Origin of the sequence: Streptomyces sp. NPDC090108 (genome assembly GCF_044747185.1) — a bacterium.
GTDB lineage: Bacteria > Actinomycetota > Actinomycetes > Streptomycetales > Streptomycetaceae > Streptomyces.
Genome location: NZ_JBIVDQ010000005.1, coordinates 452,980 through 466,966 on the forward strand (window position 1 = coordinate 452,980; position 13,987 = coordinate 466,966).

12 protein-coding genes are annotated in these 13,987 nt (G+C 73.8%); 7 read left to right on the top strand and 5 right to left on the bottom strand.

Features of this window, described 5'->3' with window-relative positions:
* Positions 1–183 precede the first annotated feature (183 nt).
* Positions 184–1,314 carry a nicotinate-nucleotide--dimethylbenzimidazole phosphoribosyltransferase gene (gene cobT, locus ACIPRD_RS20255; RefSeq protein ID WP_401564764.1) on the bottom strand — a complete coding sequence of 377 codons (1,131 nt, stop codon included), beginning with the start codon at positions 1,312–1,314 and terminating at the stop codon, positions 184–186.
* A 133-nt stretch (positions 1,315–1,447) separates the two neighbouring features.
* On the opposite strand from cobT, the gene ACIPRD_RS20260 reads away from it, so the two are divergent.
* Complete coding sequence (locus ACIPRD_RS20260) at positions 1,448–2,425, top strand: class I SAM-dependent methyltransferase (protein ID WP_401564767.1); 978 nt, start codon at positions 1,448–1,450, stop codon at positions 2,423–2,425.
* Between the two features lie 481 nt (positions 2,426–2,906).
* Here ACIPRD_RS20260 and ACIPRD_RS20265 read toward each other — a convergent pair whose 3' ends face one another.
* Positions 2,907–4,109 carry a bifunctional adenosylcobinamide kinase/adenosylcobinamide-phosphate guanylyltransferase gene (locus ACIPRD_RS20265; protein WP_401564770.1) on the bottom strand — a complete coding sequence of 401 codons (1,203 nt, stop codon included), beginning with the start codon at positions 4,107–4,109 and terminating at the stop codon, positions 2,907–2,909.
* A gap of 154 nt (positions 4,110–4,263) precedes the next feature.
* On the opposite strand from ACIPRD_RS20265, the gene ACIPRD_RS20270 reads away from it, so the two are divergent.
* On the top strand, positions 4,264–4,476 hold the full coding sequence (locus tag ACIPRD_RS20270) for a hypothetical protein (protein ID WP_356398319.1): 213 nt from the start codon (positions 4,264–4,266) through the stop codon (positions 4,474–4,476).
* A gap of 171 nt (positions 4,477–4,647) precedes the next feature.
* Here ACIPRD_RS20270 and ACIPRD_RS20275 read toward each other — a convergent pair whose 3' ends face one another.
* From ACIPRD_RS20275 to ACIPRD_RS20285, 3 genes are all read right to left on the bottom strand, one after another.
* Entirely contained in the window at positions 4,648–5,718 is a 1,071-nt protein-coding gene (locus tag ACIPRD_RS20275) for a S1C family serine protease (RefSeq protein ID WP_401564773.1), read from the bottom strand.
* A gap of 78 nt (positions 5,719–5,796) precedes the next feature.
* Positions 5,797–6,498, bottom strand: coding sequence for a methyltransferase domain-containing protein (locus ACIPRD_RS20280; RefSeq protein WP_356398325.1), 702 nt, complete (start codon positions 6,496–6,498; stop codon positions 5,797–5,799).
* 83 nt (positions 6,499–6,581) lie between these two features.
* The gene (locus ACIPRD_RS20285; RefSeq protein WP_356398328.1) at positions 6,582–7,208 is read right to left on the bottom strand and encodes a DUF3043 domain-containing protein; all 627 of its coding nucleotides are present in this window, start codon (positions 7,206–7,208) and stop codon (positions 6,582–6,584) included.
* A gap of 289 nt (positions 7,209–7,497) precedes the next feature.
* On the opposite strand from ACIPRD_RS20285, the gene ACIPRD_RS20290 reads away from it, so the two are divergent.
* From ACIPRD_RS20290 to ACIPRD_RS20310, 5 genes are all read left to right on the top strand, one after another.
* Positions 7,498–8,289 carry a PspA/IM30 family protein gene (locus tag ACIPRD_RS20290; RefSeq protein WP_356398331.1) on the top strand — a complete coding sequence of 264 codons (792 nt, stop codon included), beginning with the start codon at positions 7,498–7,500 and terminating at the stop codon, positions 8,287–8,289.
* 31 nt (positions 8,290–8,320) lie between these two features.
* The gene (locus tag ACIPRD_RS20295; RefSeq protein ID WP_401564778.1) at positions 8,321–8,599 is read left to right on the top strand and encodes a hypothetical protein; all 279 of its coding nucleotides are present in this window, start codon (positions 8,321–8,323) and stop codon (positions 8,597–8,599) included.
* A gap of 114 nt (positions 8,600–8,713) precedes the next feature.
* Positions 8,714–9,973, top strand: coding sequence for a sensor histidine kinase (locus tag ACIPRD_RS20300; RefSeq protein WP_401564779.1), 1,260 nt, complete (start codon positions 8,714–8,716; stop codon positions 9,971–9,973).
* Entirely contained in the window at positions 9,970–10,650 is a 681-nt protein-coding gene (locus ACIPRD_RS20305) for a response regulator transcription factor (protein ID WP_356398340.1), read from the top strand. Before ACIPRD_RS20300 ends, ACIPRD_RS20305 begins: the two co-directional genes overlap by 4 nt.
* A 186-nt stretch (positions 10,651–10,836) precedes the next feature.
* Entirely contained in the window at positions 10,837–13,956 is a 3,120-nt protein-coding gene (locus tag ACIPRD_RS20310; protein ID WP_356398343.1) for an efflux RND transporter permease subunit, read from the top strand.
* The last annotated feature ends 31 nt before the right edge of the window (positions 13,957–13,987 follow it).

A 13,987-nucleotide genomic window follows, 5' to 3' on the forward strand; every position in this document is an offset into this window, starting at 1 on the left:
CCGGGCGAACACCCCCGCCACGCCCGGCCGTTTCCCGCACCCGGCCGTTTCCCTCCGGGGTGCCGGGGTGCCGGGGTGCCGGGGTGCCGGGGTGCCGGGGTGTCGTGCCCCGCGGGACGTTCGGGTGTCTTCGCGGAGGCGGTGTGTGCGGCTTGCGGCTCGCGGCTTGCGGCCCTGTGCGGTCTACGCCTCCGCCGTGTCCTGCCCGGCGTCCTGTCCAGCGTCCTGTCCGGCCTCGGGGGCCTCGTCGCCGGACTCCTTCCCCGCGGCGGGCTTCTCGGGGAGTTCCGCGGCCAGCGCGGCCGCGGCCCGGACCAGGGGGAGCGCGAGCAGCGCCCCCACACCCTCGCCGGCCTTCACGCCCTGCTCCAGCAGCGGTTCCAGAGCCATCCGGTCCAGCGCCTTGGCCTGTCCCGGCTCCCCGCTGCCGTGCCCCGCCAGCCACCAGTCCGGCGCCCGGAAGGCGACCCGCTGGCCGACCAGCGCGCACGCGGCGGCCACGACGCCGTCGAGGATCACCGGCAGCTTCCGCACCGCGCACTGGAGCAGGAACCCGGTCATCGCCGCGAGGTCCGCCCCGCCCACGGTGGCGAGCAGCTGCATCTGGTCCCCGAGCACCGGGCGGGCCCGGCGCAGCGCGTCCCGGACCGCCGCGCACTTGCGCATCCACGCCAGGTCGTCGATCGGCTGCCCGCCGCGCCCGGTCACCACCGAGGCGTCGGTCCCGCACAGCGCGGCCACCAGCACCGAGGCGGCCGTCGTCCCGCCCACGCTCACATCGCCGAGCACCACCAGGTCCGTACCGGAGTCGGCCTCCTCGTCGGCGACGGCGACACCCGCCAGGAAGGCGGCCTCGGCCTCCTCCAGGGTCAGCGCGTCCTCGATGTCGACACGGCCGCTGCCGCGCCGCACCCGGTGCCGCACGACGTCCTCGGGGAAGGTGTCCGGCGCGCAGTCCAGGGCCATGTCCACCACCCGCACCGGCACGTCGAGCCGGCGCGCGAGCACCGACACCGGGCTGCCGCCCTCCAGCACCGCCCGCACCAGCTCCGTCGCGCCGCCCGCGGGCCGCGCGGAGACGCCGAGCCCGGCGACCCCGTGGTCACCGGCGAAGAGGATCACCCGCGGCCGTTCGACCGGCCGCACCGGTACGACGCCCTGCGCGGCGGACAGCCACTCGCCCAGTTCGTCCAGGCGTCCCAGCGACCCGGGCGGCACGACCAGGCGCTCCCGCCGGGCCTCGGCCTCACGGCGCACACCGCCGTCCGGGCGCTCGATCAGATCGGAGAAGTCGTCGAGATCAATCCTGCTCATTCGCGGAACAGTACCGCCAGCGTCCGGGCGCGGCCGCGCCACACCGGCAGCCCACCCGCACCACGTCTTTGCACCCAAGATCGGTATCCCATACGTTCCGGTTCGCAGCGGAATGTCGCACAGGGAGCCGCCCATGCCGCCCTCGGCCCTCGTCCCACAGGCCACCGACCCGTACCTGGAACCCCGCCGGGCGCAGTGCCCCTGGTGCGGTTCCCCGCGGCTGCGCACCCGGCTGCGGGCGCCGGACCCGCCGGGGGCCCGGCCCGATGCCGCCGCGCTCGACGAGTGCGACGACTGCGGACACGTCTTCCGCAACCCCCGGCCCACCGCGGAGGGACTCGCCCTCCACCGGCGGGACGACGTCCGCGAGGGGCACCCGGAGCGCCTCACCGGACGGCTGCCGTCCGTCCGCGCGGTCCGGCGCCGGCACCGGGCCGCCGCGCGGGCGCTGACGGGGTTGCTGCCCGACCCGGAGAGCTGGCTCGACGTGGGCACCGGGGACGCGCTGTTCCCCGAGGCGGCCAGGGAGTACTTCCCGTACACCAGCTTCGACGGGCTGGACCCGTCGGCCCGGGTGGTGCGGGCGCTGGTCGAGGGCCGCGTCGAGGAGGCCCACCGCGGTCTGCTGACCACGCCGGGGACGGCCGAGCGGCTGCGCTCCCGCTACGACGTGCTCAGCATGTTCCATCACCTGGAGCACGTGCCCGATCCGCGCGCCGAACTCGACGCGGCGCTGCGTGTGCTGCGGCCCGGCGGGCATCTCGTCGTCGAAGTCGCGGACCCGCGGTGTGCGTTCGCCGCGCTGCTCGGCAGGTGGTGGCTGCCGCACGGGCGGTCGCGGCACCTTCAGCTGATGCCGCTCGGCAATCTCCGTGTGGAGCTGGAGTCGCGGGGGTGCACGGTGCTGTCCGCCGAGCGGGGGGTGGCGCACGTGCCTCGGGACCTCGCGGCGGCGCTGGGGCTCGTCCTGGACGGGGTCCCGGCCGCGCTGCACCGGACCGCGGTGCCCGCCCTGGCGGTGGCGTCCGCGGTCGACCGCGGCCTGGCTCCGCTGTCGCGGAGGACGCGTCTCTCCAACGCGTATCGCCTCGTGGCGCGTCGGGAGGTCTAACCCCGTCGGGGTCCGGGCCGTCCGGTCGCGCAGTTCCCCGCGCCCCTGGGGGTGGTCCGGTCCGTGTGTGGGTGCGGGTCCGCGGTGGCTGACCGCGCAGTTCCCCGCGCCCCTTAGGGGGTTGCGACCCCGTTTGCTGTTCAGTGACGGGTGCCTGGATCTCCCCAGGGGCGCGGGGAACTGCGCGACCAGCCCACCGGGTACCCGCACCCGGACACGTACCGCACCCCCGCGGCGCGAGCCCCCTTGCTCCGCAGGATGACCGGGAGGGGTGCCTGGGTCTCCCCAGGGGCGCGGGGAACTGCGCGACCAGCCACGAGGGACCCGCACCCGGACGCGCACCGCACCCCCGCGGCGCGAGCCCCCTTGCTGCGCAGGACGACCGCCTGGCCGGACATCTCGGGGGCGCGGGGAACTGCGCGAAGGGTCCACCAGGTACCCGCACCTGGATACGAACCGCACCCCCCCGCGGCGCGAGCCCCTAGCCCCGTAGGACGGCCGCCTGGCCGGACACCACCAGGACAACCTGCTCGCACTCGTCCGCGAACGCCGCGTTCAGGCGCCCCAGTTCGTCCCGGTAGCGCCGCCCCGACGCGGTCGCCGGGACGATCCCGGAGCCGACCTCGTTGGACACGGCCACCACCGTCCGCCGCGCGGACCGCACCGCGGACGTCAGCTCCCGCACCCGCTCGCGCAGCGCCTTCTCCCCGCCGCCCGCCCACTCCGCGTCGTCCCACGCCCCGACGGAGTCCATCGCGTCGGTCAGCCACAGGGACAGACAGTCGATCAGCACCGGCGGCCCCTCCTCGGCCAGCAGCGGCACCAGGTCGGTCGTCTCCGCCGTGCGCCACGACCCCGGCCGCCGCTCCCGGTGCACGGACACCCGGGCCGCCCACTCCGTGTCCCCGCCCCGCGTCCCGCCGGTCGCCACGTACAGCACGTCAGGGAAGGCCGCGAGGCGCCGTTCGGCCTCGACCGACTTCCCCGACCGGGCGCCGCCCAGCACCAGCGTCCGCCGCGGCACGTCCGGCACCTCGTCGTACGCCCCCACCACCAGCGTCGTACCGTCCGGGACCGCCCGGGCGCCCGCGGCGGCGAGCCGGCGCCGCGACTCCGCGCCCTGCGGGACGCCGTGGTCGAGATGGACCGCGACGACGTCCGTGGCCGGCCCGGCGGAACCGACCGCCCGCAGCCGGGCCAGCGCGTCCGGACGCCCCTCGACGTCGGCGAGCACCATGTCGTACGACTCGGCGGTCCCGTTCTCCAGGCCCGCGGGCGCGCCGCCCGGCGGCAGGTACAGCAGCCGCTGCCCGTCCGGCCCGGTCACCGCGTACCCGGTGCCGCCCGCGTCCATCGCCACCGCCCGCACCCGGTGTCCGGTCAGCAGCGTCAGCTCCCGTCCGTCCGGCACCCGTACGGGCTGCGGCAGGCCCGCGGGCACCTCCACGGGAGGGCCGTCGTGCGGATGCGAGAGCAGCACCTGGCGCACTCCGCCCAGCGAGTGACCGGCCCGCGCGGCGGCGAACGCCACCCCGGGCGTCAGGTCGAGCAGCAGCGTGCCGTCCACGAGCAGCGCGGTGGCCGCCCGGGCGTCGGGCCCGAGCGCGGTCGCGCAGACAGCACAGGGACAGCCGGGGCGGGGCAGTCCGAGAGGGGCACCGGTACCGAGCAGAGTCACTTCCACGGACCGATTTTCACCCCTCCCCGCGGGCCCCGCTCCTCTGCCACCCCCTCGGGCGCGCCCGGGACCCGCCCGCAGGGGATTGATCCACACCTCTGACGGGCGAACGGGTCGAGGCAATACCCTGCGCACAGGCGTTGGATCGAAGGAGGCCCACATGACGGCATGGACGTGGCGGTTCGAGAAGGCCGACGGGACGGAGGTCCAGCCCGCGGTGCAGCCCGAGGAGTTCACCACGCAGGGAGACGCCGAGTCCTGGATCGGCGAGGTGTGGAAGGAACTCCTGGAGGGCGGCGCGGACCAGGTGCGGCTGTTCGACGACGGCACCGAGATCTACGGCCCGATGAGCCTGCACGCCGAGGCGGAGTAGCCCCGACGGCTCGGCGAGGGCCGCCGCGGCCCACCGCGTGCGCGGGACGACGGTCTCGTCGGCGGCCGCCACCACCCCGGAGGGCAGACGGCACGGGGCCGCGGGCGCGGGGTGAGAAGGGCCGGCCCTCCTCACCCCGCGCCCGCGAACCCGGTGACCGCGCCCGCGCGCTCACTGCTCGCCCAGCGTCACCTCGGCCGACTGCTCATGGTCGTCGCGCAGGTACGTCAGCCGCTTCCGCTGTCCGGGCGCGGCCTCGGCGAGCGTCTCGGCGAGGCTCGTGGTCGTGGTGACCTCGTCGCCGTCCAGCCCGGTGATCACGTCGCCCGGCCGCAGCCCCGCCTTGTCGGCCGGGCCGCCGGGCGAGACGGTGACCACCGCGGCACCCGCCGGGTGGTAGGCGGCGTCGACGACCGTCCGCGCGGTGATGCCGAGCGCGGCCCGGCCCGAGTCGGTGACCTTGCCGCTCCTGATGATCTGTTCGGCGACCGTGCGCACCATCGACGCCGGGATGGCGAACCCGATGCCGGGCGCCGCGTTGCCGCCGAGGACCGGATCCGCCGCGGCCAGCGTCGGGATGCCGATGACCCGGCCGTCGAGATCGACGAGGGCGCCCCCGCTGTTGCCGGGGTTGATGGCCGCCGAGGTCTGCACCATGTTGGGGATGGTGGCGCCCGTGCCGCCGCCGGTGTCGCCCTCGCTGACGGTCCGTCCGGTCGCCGACACGATGCCCTGCGTCACGCTGGACGACAGCCCGAGCGGCGAGCCCATGGCCAGCACGATCTGGCCGACCGCCACCTTCCCGGAGTCCGCGAACACCGCGGGCCGCAGTCCGGGCGGGACCCGGTCCAGCTTGATCACCGCGAGGTCCTGGTCCGGGTAGGAGAAGACCAGGCGCGCGCCGAGCGGCTCCTCGCTGTTGGCCGTGGTCACCCTGAACGTCTTCTCCTGGCCGACCACGTGCGCGTTGGTGACGATGTGGCCCTGCCCGTCGAAGACCACGCCGGAGCCCAGGTCGTGGCTCGCCTGGATCTGCACGACCGACGGCAGGACCTCCTTGATCACCTTCTGGTACCGGTTCTGCAGGTCCTCCGCGGCCGCCGGGAGCACCGCGCGCGTCGCCGCCGTGTCCTTCTTCGCGGACGGCGCCGGCTCCGAGCAGGAGGCGAGGAGGACGGCGGCACACGTGAGCGCGGCGAGCGGGGCACCCCGGGTGAGGGAACGGGTACGGGAAGCGTCCATGCCCCGAGTGTCGCTTCGCGGGGAACGCCGGGGCCCGCCCGGTACGCCGAACGGCCCCGCCGGATCACTTGCCCGGTGTCAGCCCCGTACGCCGCACAGGTGCAGCAGCGCCGCGACGCCGCGGTAGGGGTCCGTGCGCCCGGCGCGTTCCTCCAGCGCCAGCAGCGTCTCCAGGTCCTGCGGTGGTTCCGCGCCGTCCGCCGCCGTGTCCGTGAAGACCCGCACGCCGTACCAGGCGCGCAGCGGGGCGGCGATCCCGGCGAGGGTCGCGGTGAGCGTCGCGAGCCGGTCGGCCCGTACGTCCAGGCCGAGGCGGTTGCGGTAGGAGGTGGAGTCGAACGCGGCCAGCGCGGCCGCCCAGTCCCCGGACAGGCCCGCGCGCATCGCGAGGCCGTCGCCGTTGCGCACCAGCAGCGACAGCATGCCGCCCGGCGCGAGCATCCGGGCCAGCCCGGCCACCAGCGGATCGGGCTCCTCCACGTACATCAGTACGCCGTGGCACAGCACGACGTCGAAGGTGCCGGGCAGGAAGTGGACGCCGGTGTCCTGCCCGTCGCCCTCCACCAGCCGGACCCGCTCGCGGATGCCCTCAGGCTCCAGGGCGAGGAACCGGCGGGCGGCGTCGATCATCGTCGCGTCCCGCTCGACCCCTGTCACCTGGTGGCCCAGCCTGGCCAGCCGCAGGGCCTGCGTGCCCTGGCCCATGCCCACGTCGAGCACCCGCAGCCGCCGGCCCACCGCGAAGTGCCCGGCCATCTGCTCGTCGAGCTGCCGGGACACGAGTTCCTGGCGCACGACGTCACGCAGCCCGCCCAGCTTGTCCAGCCAGGCCTCGGCCGCCCCCCCGGTGAACGCGTCTGCGCTCAGGGCCGCTCTCCGCGCTTGACCTGCGGCTTCGGCAGCCGGAGCCGGCGCATCTGGAGAGAACGCATCAGGCCGTAGGCGACCGCGCCCCGCGTGTTCTGGCCGGGGAAGCGCTCGGCCAGCTTCTTCTTCAGACGGAAGCCGCTGAAGACGGAGTCCAGCACGATCGCCACGATCACGATGAGCCACAGCAGCAGCGCGATGGTCTGCAGCGAGGGCACCCGGATCACGGTGAGCACGAGGATCACGAAGGCCATCGGCAGGAAGAACTCCGCGACGTTGAGCCGCGAGTCGACCCAGTCGCGGGCGAACTTGCGGACCGGGCCCTTGTCACGGGCCGGCAGATAGCGCTCGTCGCCGTTGGCCAGGGCCTGGCGCTGGCGCTCCATGACCAGTCGGCGCTCCTCGCGCTGACGCTTGCCCGCGTCCTTGCGGGACGTGGGGGTACTGGCGACACTGCGGCGCTGGGACTGGGCCTCACTGCGTTTCGGCGTGGGCCTGCCCTTGGGGGCCTGCGGGTCGCGGGTCTGCTTGGAGTCGGTCACCTGGGCCTTGTCGGCGGGGGCCTTCTCATCCTTGGCACGGCTTCGGAACACAAAACCCAAGGGTACGGGCTTCACCCGCATGGACCCCAGTCCGGCGGGGAACGATCCGGCAACACCCGACGTCTGTAGAAGGACAGACAGAAACACGGGGACGTCGCCGGCGCTCCACCCGGCGGTCACCCAGGGGCCCGCCAGGGATCACCCCCGGGGGCCACCTACTCCTCACGCCGGAGCGGCGGCGACCGCAGTCGTCCTTGGGGATGAGCGCATCACTCCCCTAACGGTGCGGTAATGGATGCGGGGCCCGTACTGTGGGTTCTGTCGCAGGATCTGTGAGCTGGAGTCCGTCAGAAGGGGGCGCGCGAAGCCCATGAGCGGTGTCATGAAGCGTATGGGGATGATCTTCCGCGCGAAGGCGAACAAGGCCCTGGACCGGGCCGAGGATCCGCGCGAGACGCTCGACTACTCGTACCAGAAGCAGCTGGAGCTGCTCCAGAAGGTCCGCCGCGGCGTCGCCGACGTGGCGACCTCCCGCAAGCGCCTGGAACTGCAGCTCAACCAGCTCCAGAGCCAGTCCGGCAAGCTGGAGGAGCAGGGCCGCAAGGCGCTCTCGCTCGGCCGGGAGGACCTGGCCCGTGAGGCGCTGTCCCGCCGCGCCGCCCTCCAGCAGCAGGTCACGGACCTGGAGACGCAGCACGCGACCCTCCAGGGCGAGGAGGAGAAGCTCACCCTCGCGGCCCAGCGCCTCCAGGCCAAGGTGGACGCCTTCCGCACGAAGAAGGAGACCATCAAGGCCACCTACACCGCCGCCCAGGCCCAGACCCGCATCGGCGAGGCCTTCTCCGGCATCTCCGAGGAGATGGGCGACGTCGGCCTCGCCATCCAGCGGGCCGAGGACAAGACGCAGCAGCTCCAGGCCCGCGCCGGCGCCATCGACGAACTGCTCGCCTCCGGTGCCCTCGACGACCCGACCGGCATGGCGAAGGACGACATCGCCGCCGAGCTGGACCGGCTCTCCGGTGGTACGGATGTAGAGCTGGAGCTTCAGCGCATGAAGGCCGAGCTGGCCGGGGGCGCCCCGCAGCAGGCCATCGAGGGCGGCGGCGGTCAGGACCGGTCCCAGCAGCAGCCGCAGGACACCCCGCGCTTCGACAAGCAGTAGCCCGCGCCGGGACCGAGCCGAGGAGGCCGACGTGATCGTACGGATCATGGGGGAGGGCCAGGTGAGACTGGACGACTCCCACTTCGCCGAACTGAACAAGCTCGACGACGAGCTGCTCGCCGAAGTGGAGAGCGGTGACGAGGAGGGCTTCGGCCGCACCCTCGCCGGCCTCCTCGACGCCGTCCGCCGGCTCGGCACCCCGCTGCCGGACGACGCGCTGGAACCCTCGGAGCTGATCCTCCCGGCCTCGGACGCCACGCTGGACGAGGTCCGGGAGATGCTCAGCGACGACGGCCTGATCCCGGGCTGACCCACCGGGTACCGGCCCCCGGACTCCGGGCCGGCCCACCCGGTCCGGGCGCGCGGGCACGGCAGGGGCGCCCGGGCGATTCCGGCCCCGGAGCCGCCCCCGTACTGTTTTCGGGTGAGCACTCTGGAAAGCGTCTGGTGCCGTCTCCGGGCGCACCCCCTCGCACTGGACGCCGCCCTCGCCGCGGTCGTGCTGCTGTGCATGATCGCCGGAGCCTTCGTGGCCCCGCACGGGGCGCACGGCATGGTCTGGGGCCGGCGCGCCCCGGACCCGCTCGGTCTGCTGCTGATGGTCCTCGGCGCCGCCGCGCTCGTGCTGCGCCGCCGCGCCCCCGCGACCGTCCTCGCCGTCACCGGCGGTCTCTCCGTGATCGAGTGCCTCACCGGGGACCCCCGCGCCCCCGTCGCGATGTCCGCCGTGATCGCCCTGTTCACCGTCGCCGCCGCCACCGACCGCGCCACCACCTGGCGGGTCGGCCTGCCCACCATGGCCGTGCTGACCGCCGCCGCGATGCTCGGCGGACCGCTGCCCTGGTACGCCCAGGAGAACCTCGCCATCGTCGCCTGGACCGGCATCGGCGCCACCGCCGGGGACGCCGTCCGCAGTCGCCGCGCCTTCGTCCAGGCCATCCGCGAACGCGCCGAGCGCGCCGAACGCACCCGCGAGGAGGAGGCGCGCCGCCGCGTCGCCGAGGAGCGCCTGCGCATCGCCCGCGACCTGCACGACGTCGTCGCCCACCACATCGCCCTGGTCAACGTGCAGGCCGGTGTCGCCGCCCACGTCATGGACAAGCGGCCCGACCAGGCCAAGGAGGCCCTCGCGCACGTCCGCGCGGCCGGCCGCTCCGCGCTCGACGAACTCCGTGCCACCGTCGGCCTGCTCCGCCAGTCCGGCGACCCCGAGGCGCCCACCGAACCGGCACCTGGCCTCAGCCGCCTGGACGACCTCGCCGGCACCTTCCACAGCGCCGGACTGCCCGTCGAGGTGGTCGGCGCCGACCAGGACACCGAACTGCCCTCGGCCGTCGACCTCGCCGCCTACCGGATCATCCAGGAGGCGCTGACCAACGTCCGCAAGCACGCGGGGGCCGGCGCGAGGGCCGAGGTCAGCGTCGTCCGCGTGGCGAACGGCATCGAGGTCACCGTCCTCGACGACGGCTCCGGGACGGCCGCCGGAACCGTCCCCCGCCCCGCGGACGGCGGCGGACACGCGGACGGCGGCGGACACGGGCTGCTCGGCATGCGCGAGCGCGTCACCGCCCTCGGCGGCACCCTGACCACCGGCCCCCGCTACGGCGGCGGCTTCCGCGTCCATGCGATCCTGCCCCTCCAGAACCGTCAGACGCCCGCGACGGCCGAGGGGGAGCCCGCATGACGATCCGTGTCCTGCTCGCCGACGACCAGGCACTGCTGCGCAGCGCCTTCCGGGTGCTCGTCGAGTCCGAGCCCGACATGGCGGTGGTGGGGGAGGCCTCCGACGGCGCCGAGGCGGTACGCCTGGCCAAGGAGGAGCGGGCCGACGTCGTCCTCATGGACATCCGGATGCCCGGCACCGACGGACTCGCCGCCACCCGCCTGATCAGCGCCGACCCCGCCCTCGCCCACGTCCGCGTGGTCATCCTGACCACCTTCGAGGTGGACGACTACGTCGTCGGCGCCCTGCGCGCCGGCGCCTCCGGCTTCCTCGGCAAGGGCAGCGAGCCCGAGGAGCTCCTCAGCGCCATCCGGCTCGCCGCCGACGGCGAGTCGCTGCTGTCCCCGGCCGCCACCAAGGGCCTGATCGCCCGCTTCCTGGCGCAGGGCGGCGCCGACCCCGCCGCGGACCCCGTACGCTTCGAACGCCTGGACACCCTCACCTCACGGGAACGCGAGGTGCTCGTCCAGGTCGCCGGCGGTCTCTCCAACGACGAGATCGCCGAACGCCTCGAGGTCAGCCCGCTCACGGTGAAGACGCACGTCAACCGGGCCATGGCCAAGCTCGGTGCCCGGGACCGGGCCCAGCTGGTCGTCATCGCGTACGAGTCCGGCCTGGTCCGCCCGCGGACGGACTGACCTCCACCCGGCCCCGCCGCGCGTCTCCACCCGGACGTACTGCGCGGGGAGTAGGCGCCGGGCGAGGAAATGGACCTGGGGCCTACGGAATCGTCCTCCGGGATGGCTCAGGGTTGTGGGGTGGGCGCGCACCTGTGCGTCCTGGCGAGCTTCTGCCGCTCACAGAAGAAGGAAGACCAAAACAACATGTCCTGGCTGTCCCGATTCAGCCTCGGGCAACGGGCCCTCGTCGGCCTGGTGTCCCTCATCGCGCTCGTCTTCGGACTGATCGCGATACCCCAGATCAAGCAGCAGCTGCTGCCCACCATCGACCTCCCCATGGTGTCGGTCGTCGCACCGTTCCAGGGCGCCTCTCCCGACGTCGTGGAGAAGCAGGTCGTCGAGCCCATCGAGAACGGCCTCCAGGGCGTCGACGGCATCACCGGAGTGACCTCCACCGCCTCCGAGGGCAACGCCGTCATCATGGCGTCCTTCGACTACGGCAACGACACCAAGCGCCTGGTCACCGACGTCCAGCAGGCCGTCAACCGGGCCCGCTCCCAGCTCCCGGACGGCGTCGACCCGCAGGTGGTGTCCGGCTCCACGGACGACATGCCGACCGTGGTCCTCGCCGTCGCCTCGGACAAGGACCAGCAGGCGCTCGCCGACCAGATCGACACCACCGTCGTCCCCGCCCTGAAGGACGTCGACGGCGTCGGCCGCGTCCAGGTCATGGGCGTCCGCGACGTCCAGGTCGCCGTCACCCCGGACAACGCCAAGCTCGCCAAGGCCGGCCTCACCCCCGCCGCCCTCGGCCAGGCCCTCCAGGCCGGCGGCGCCACCGTCCCGGCCGGCTCCTTCGACGAGGGCGGCGCCAACCGCACCGTCCAGGTCGGCGGCGGCTTCACCTCGCTCCAGCAGGTCCGCGACGTGATGGTCACCGGTGAGGGCGTCCGGAAGCCCGTGCGTCTCGGCTCCGTGGCCACCGTCGCGCAGCGGCCCGCCCCGGCCGACTCGATCACCCGCACCGACGGCCGGCCCAGCCTCGCCGTCAACGTCACCATGGACCACGACGGCAGCGCCGTCTCCATCTCGGACGCCGTCAAGGACAAGCTGCCGGGCCTGCGCAAGGACCTCGGCGCCGGCGCGAAGCTCACGGTCGTCAGCGACCAGGGCCCGGCCGTGTCGAAGTCCATCAAGGGCCTGACCACGGAGGGCGCGCTCGGCCTGCTCTTCGCGGTCCTGATCATCCTGGTCTTCCTGGCCTCGGTCCGCTCCACGCTGGTCACCGCGGTGTCGATCCCGCTGTCCGTCGTGCTCGCGCTGATCGTGCTGTGGACCCGCGGTCTGTCCCTGAACATGCTCACCCTGGGCGCGCTCACCATCGCCATCGGCCGGGTCGTCGACGACTCGATCGTGGTCCTGGAGAACATCAAGCGCCACCTCGGCTACGGCGAGGAGCGCGGGGAGGCCATCATCGGCGCCGTGCGCGAGGTGGCGGGCGCCGTCACCTCCTCCACCCTCACCACGGTCGCCGTGTTCCTGCCGATCGGCCTGGTCGGCGGCATGGTGGGCGCCCTGTTCGGCTCCTTCAGCATCACCGTGACGGCGGCCCTGCTCGCCTCCCTGCTGGTGTCGCTGACGGTCGTGCCGGTCCTGTCGTACTGGTTCCTGCGCGCCCCGAAGGGCACCCCCGAGGACGCCGAGGAGGCCCGGCGCCGGGCCGAGGAGAAGGAGGCGAACAGCCGCCTCCAGCGCGCCTACGTCCCCGTCCTGCGCTTCGCCACCCGCCGCCGTCTCACCAGCGTGCTGATCGCGGTGGCCGTGCTCCTCGGCACGTTCGGCCTGGGCGGTCTGCTCAAGACGAACTTCTTCGACCAGGGCGAGCAGGAGGTCCTCACGGTCAAGCAGCAGCTGAAGCCCGGCACGAGCCTCGCGGCCACCGACGCCCAGGCCCGCAAGGTCGAGCACCTGCTCGCCGCCACCCCGGGCGTGAAGGACTACCAGGTCACCGTCGGCTCCTCCGGCTTCATGGCGGCCTTCGGCGGCGGCACCGACACCAACCAGGCGTCGTACCAGGTCATGCTGAAGGACTCGGCGTCCTCCACCGACGTGCAGAAGCACCTGGAGGACGGGCTGAAGAAGCTGGACGGCGTCGGCACGGCCACCGTGTCCGCCGGTGCCGCCTTCGGCAACCAGGACCTCAGTGTCACCGTCAAGGCGGCCGACCCGAAGGCCCTGAGCACCGCCACCGAGCGGGTGCGCTCCGCGGTGGCCGGCCTCGACGACGTCACCGACGTCTCCAGCGACCTCGCGCAGAGCGTGCCGCGGATCTCCGTCAGGGCCAATGCCAAGGCGGCCGCCGCCGGGTTCGACGACCAGAAGCTCGGCGCCGCCGTCGCCCAGGCCGTCCGCGGCACGACCGTCGCCAAGGCCGTCCTCGACGACACCGAGCGCGACGTCGTCGTACGGTCCGCGAAGCCGGCCACGACCCTGGCCCAGCTGAAGAACCTGCGCCTCGGCCCGGTGAAGCTGGGGGACATCGCGACCGTCAAGGTGGTCGACGGGCCGGTGTCGATGACCCGCATCGACGGCCGCCGCGCCGCGACCGTCAAGGCCCGGCCGACCGGTGAGAACACCGGCGCGGTCAGCGCCGAGCTCCAGACGAAGATCAAGGCCCTGAAGCTGCCGGCCGGTGCCACCGCCCAGATCGGCGGCGTCTCGTCCGACCAGAGCGACGCCTTCAAGAACCTGGGCCTCGCCATGCTGGCGGCCATCGCGATCGTCTTCATGCTGCTGGTCGCGACGTTCCGCTCGCTGGTCCAGCCGCTGATCCTGCTGGTGTCCATCCCGTTCGCGGCGACCGGCGCCATCGGCCTGCTGGTGATCACCGGCACCCCGATGGGCGTCCCGGCGATGATCGGCATGCTGATGCTGATCGGCATCGTGGTGACCAACGCGATCGTGCTGATCGACCTGATCAACCAGTACCGCGCGCAGGGCCACGGCGTCGTCGAGGCCGTGGTGGAGGGTGGCCGTCACCGGCTCCGCCCGATCCTCATGACGGCACTGGCGACGATCTTCGCCCTGTTGCCGATGGCCCTCGGGGTCACCGGAGAGGGCGGCTTCATCGCGCAGCCGCTCGCGGTCGTGGTGATCGGCGGTCTCGTCACGTCGACCCTGCTCACCCTGCTCCTGGTCCCCACGCTCTACGCCATGGTGGAACTCCGCAAGGAGCGCCGGGCGAAGAAGCGCGCCGACAAGCGGCAGGCGAAGGAGACGGCGGCGACGGACACGAAGGAGGTGCCGGAGCCCGCGGGCGTCTGAGCACCGGTGAACGAGGCCCGGCCCCCGACGG

Excerpts from the sequence above, each read along its gene's own strand:
- ACIPRD_RS20310 (WP_356398343.1), top strand. The coding sequence starts at position 10,837 with ATGTCCTGGCTGTCCCGATTCAGCCTCGGGCAACGGGCCCTCGTCGGC.
- ACIPRD_RS20260 (WP_401564767.1), top strand. The coding sequence starts at position 1,448 with ATGCCGCCCTCGGCCCTCGTCCCACAGGCCACCGACCCGTACCTGGAA.
- ACIPRD_RS20270 (WP_356398319.1), top strand. The coding sequence starts at position 4,264 with ATGACGGCATGGACGTGGCGGTTCGAGAAGGCCGACGGGACGGAGGTC.
- ACIPRD_RS20275 (WP_401564773.1), bottom strand. The coding sequence starts at position 5,718 with ATGGACGCTTCCCGTACCCGTTCCCTCACCCGGGGTGCCCCGCTCGCC.
- cobT (WP_401564764.1), bottom strand. The coding sequence starts at position 1,314 with ATGAGCAGGATTGATCTCGACGACTTCTCCGATCTGATCGAGCGCCCG.
- ACIPRD_RS20290 (WP_356398331.1), top strand. The coding sequence starts at position 7,498 with ATGAGCGGTGTCATGAAGCGTATGGGGATGATCTTCCGCGCGAAGGCG.
- ACIPRD_RS20285 (WP_356398328.1), bottom strand. The coding sequence starts at position 7,208 with ATGCGGGTGAAGCCCGTACCCTTGGGTTTTGTGTTCCGAAGCCGTGCC.
- ACIPRD_RS20305 (WP_356398340.1), top strand. The coding sequence starts at position 9,970 with ATGACGATCCGTGTCCTGCTCGCCGACGACCAGGCACTGCTGCGCAGC.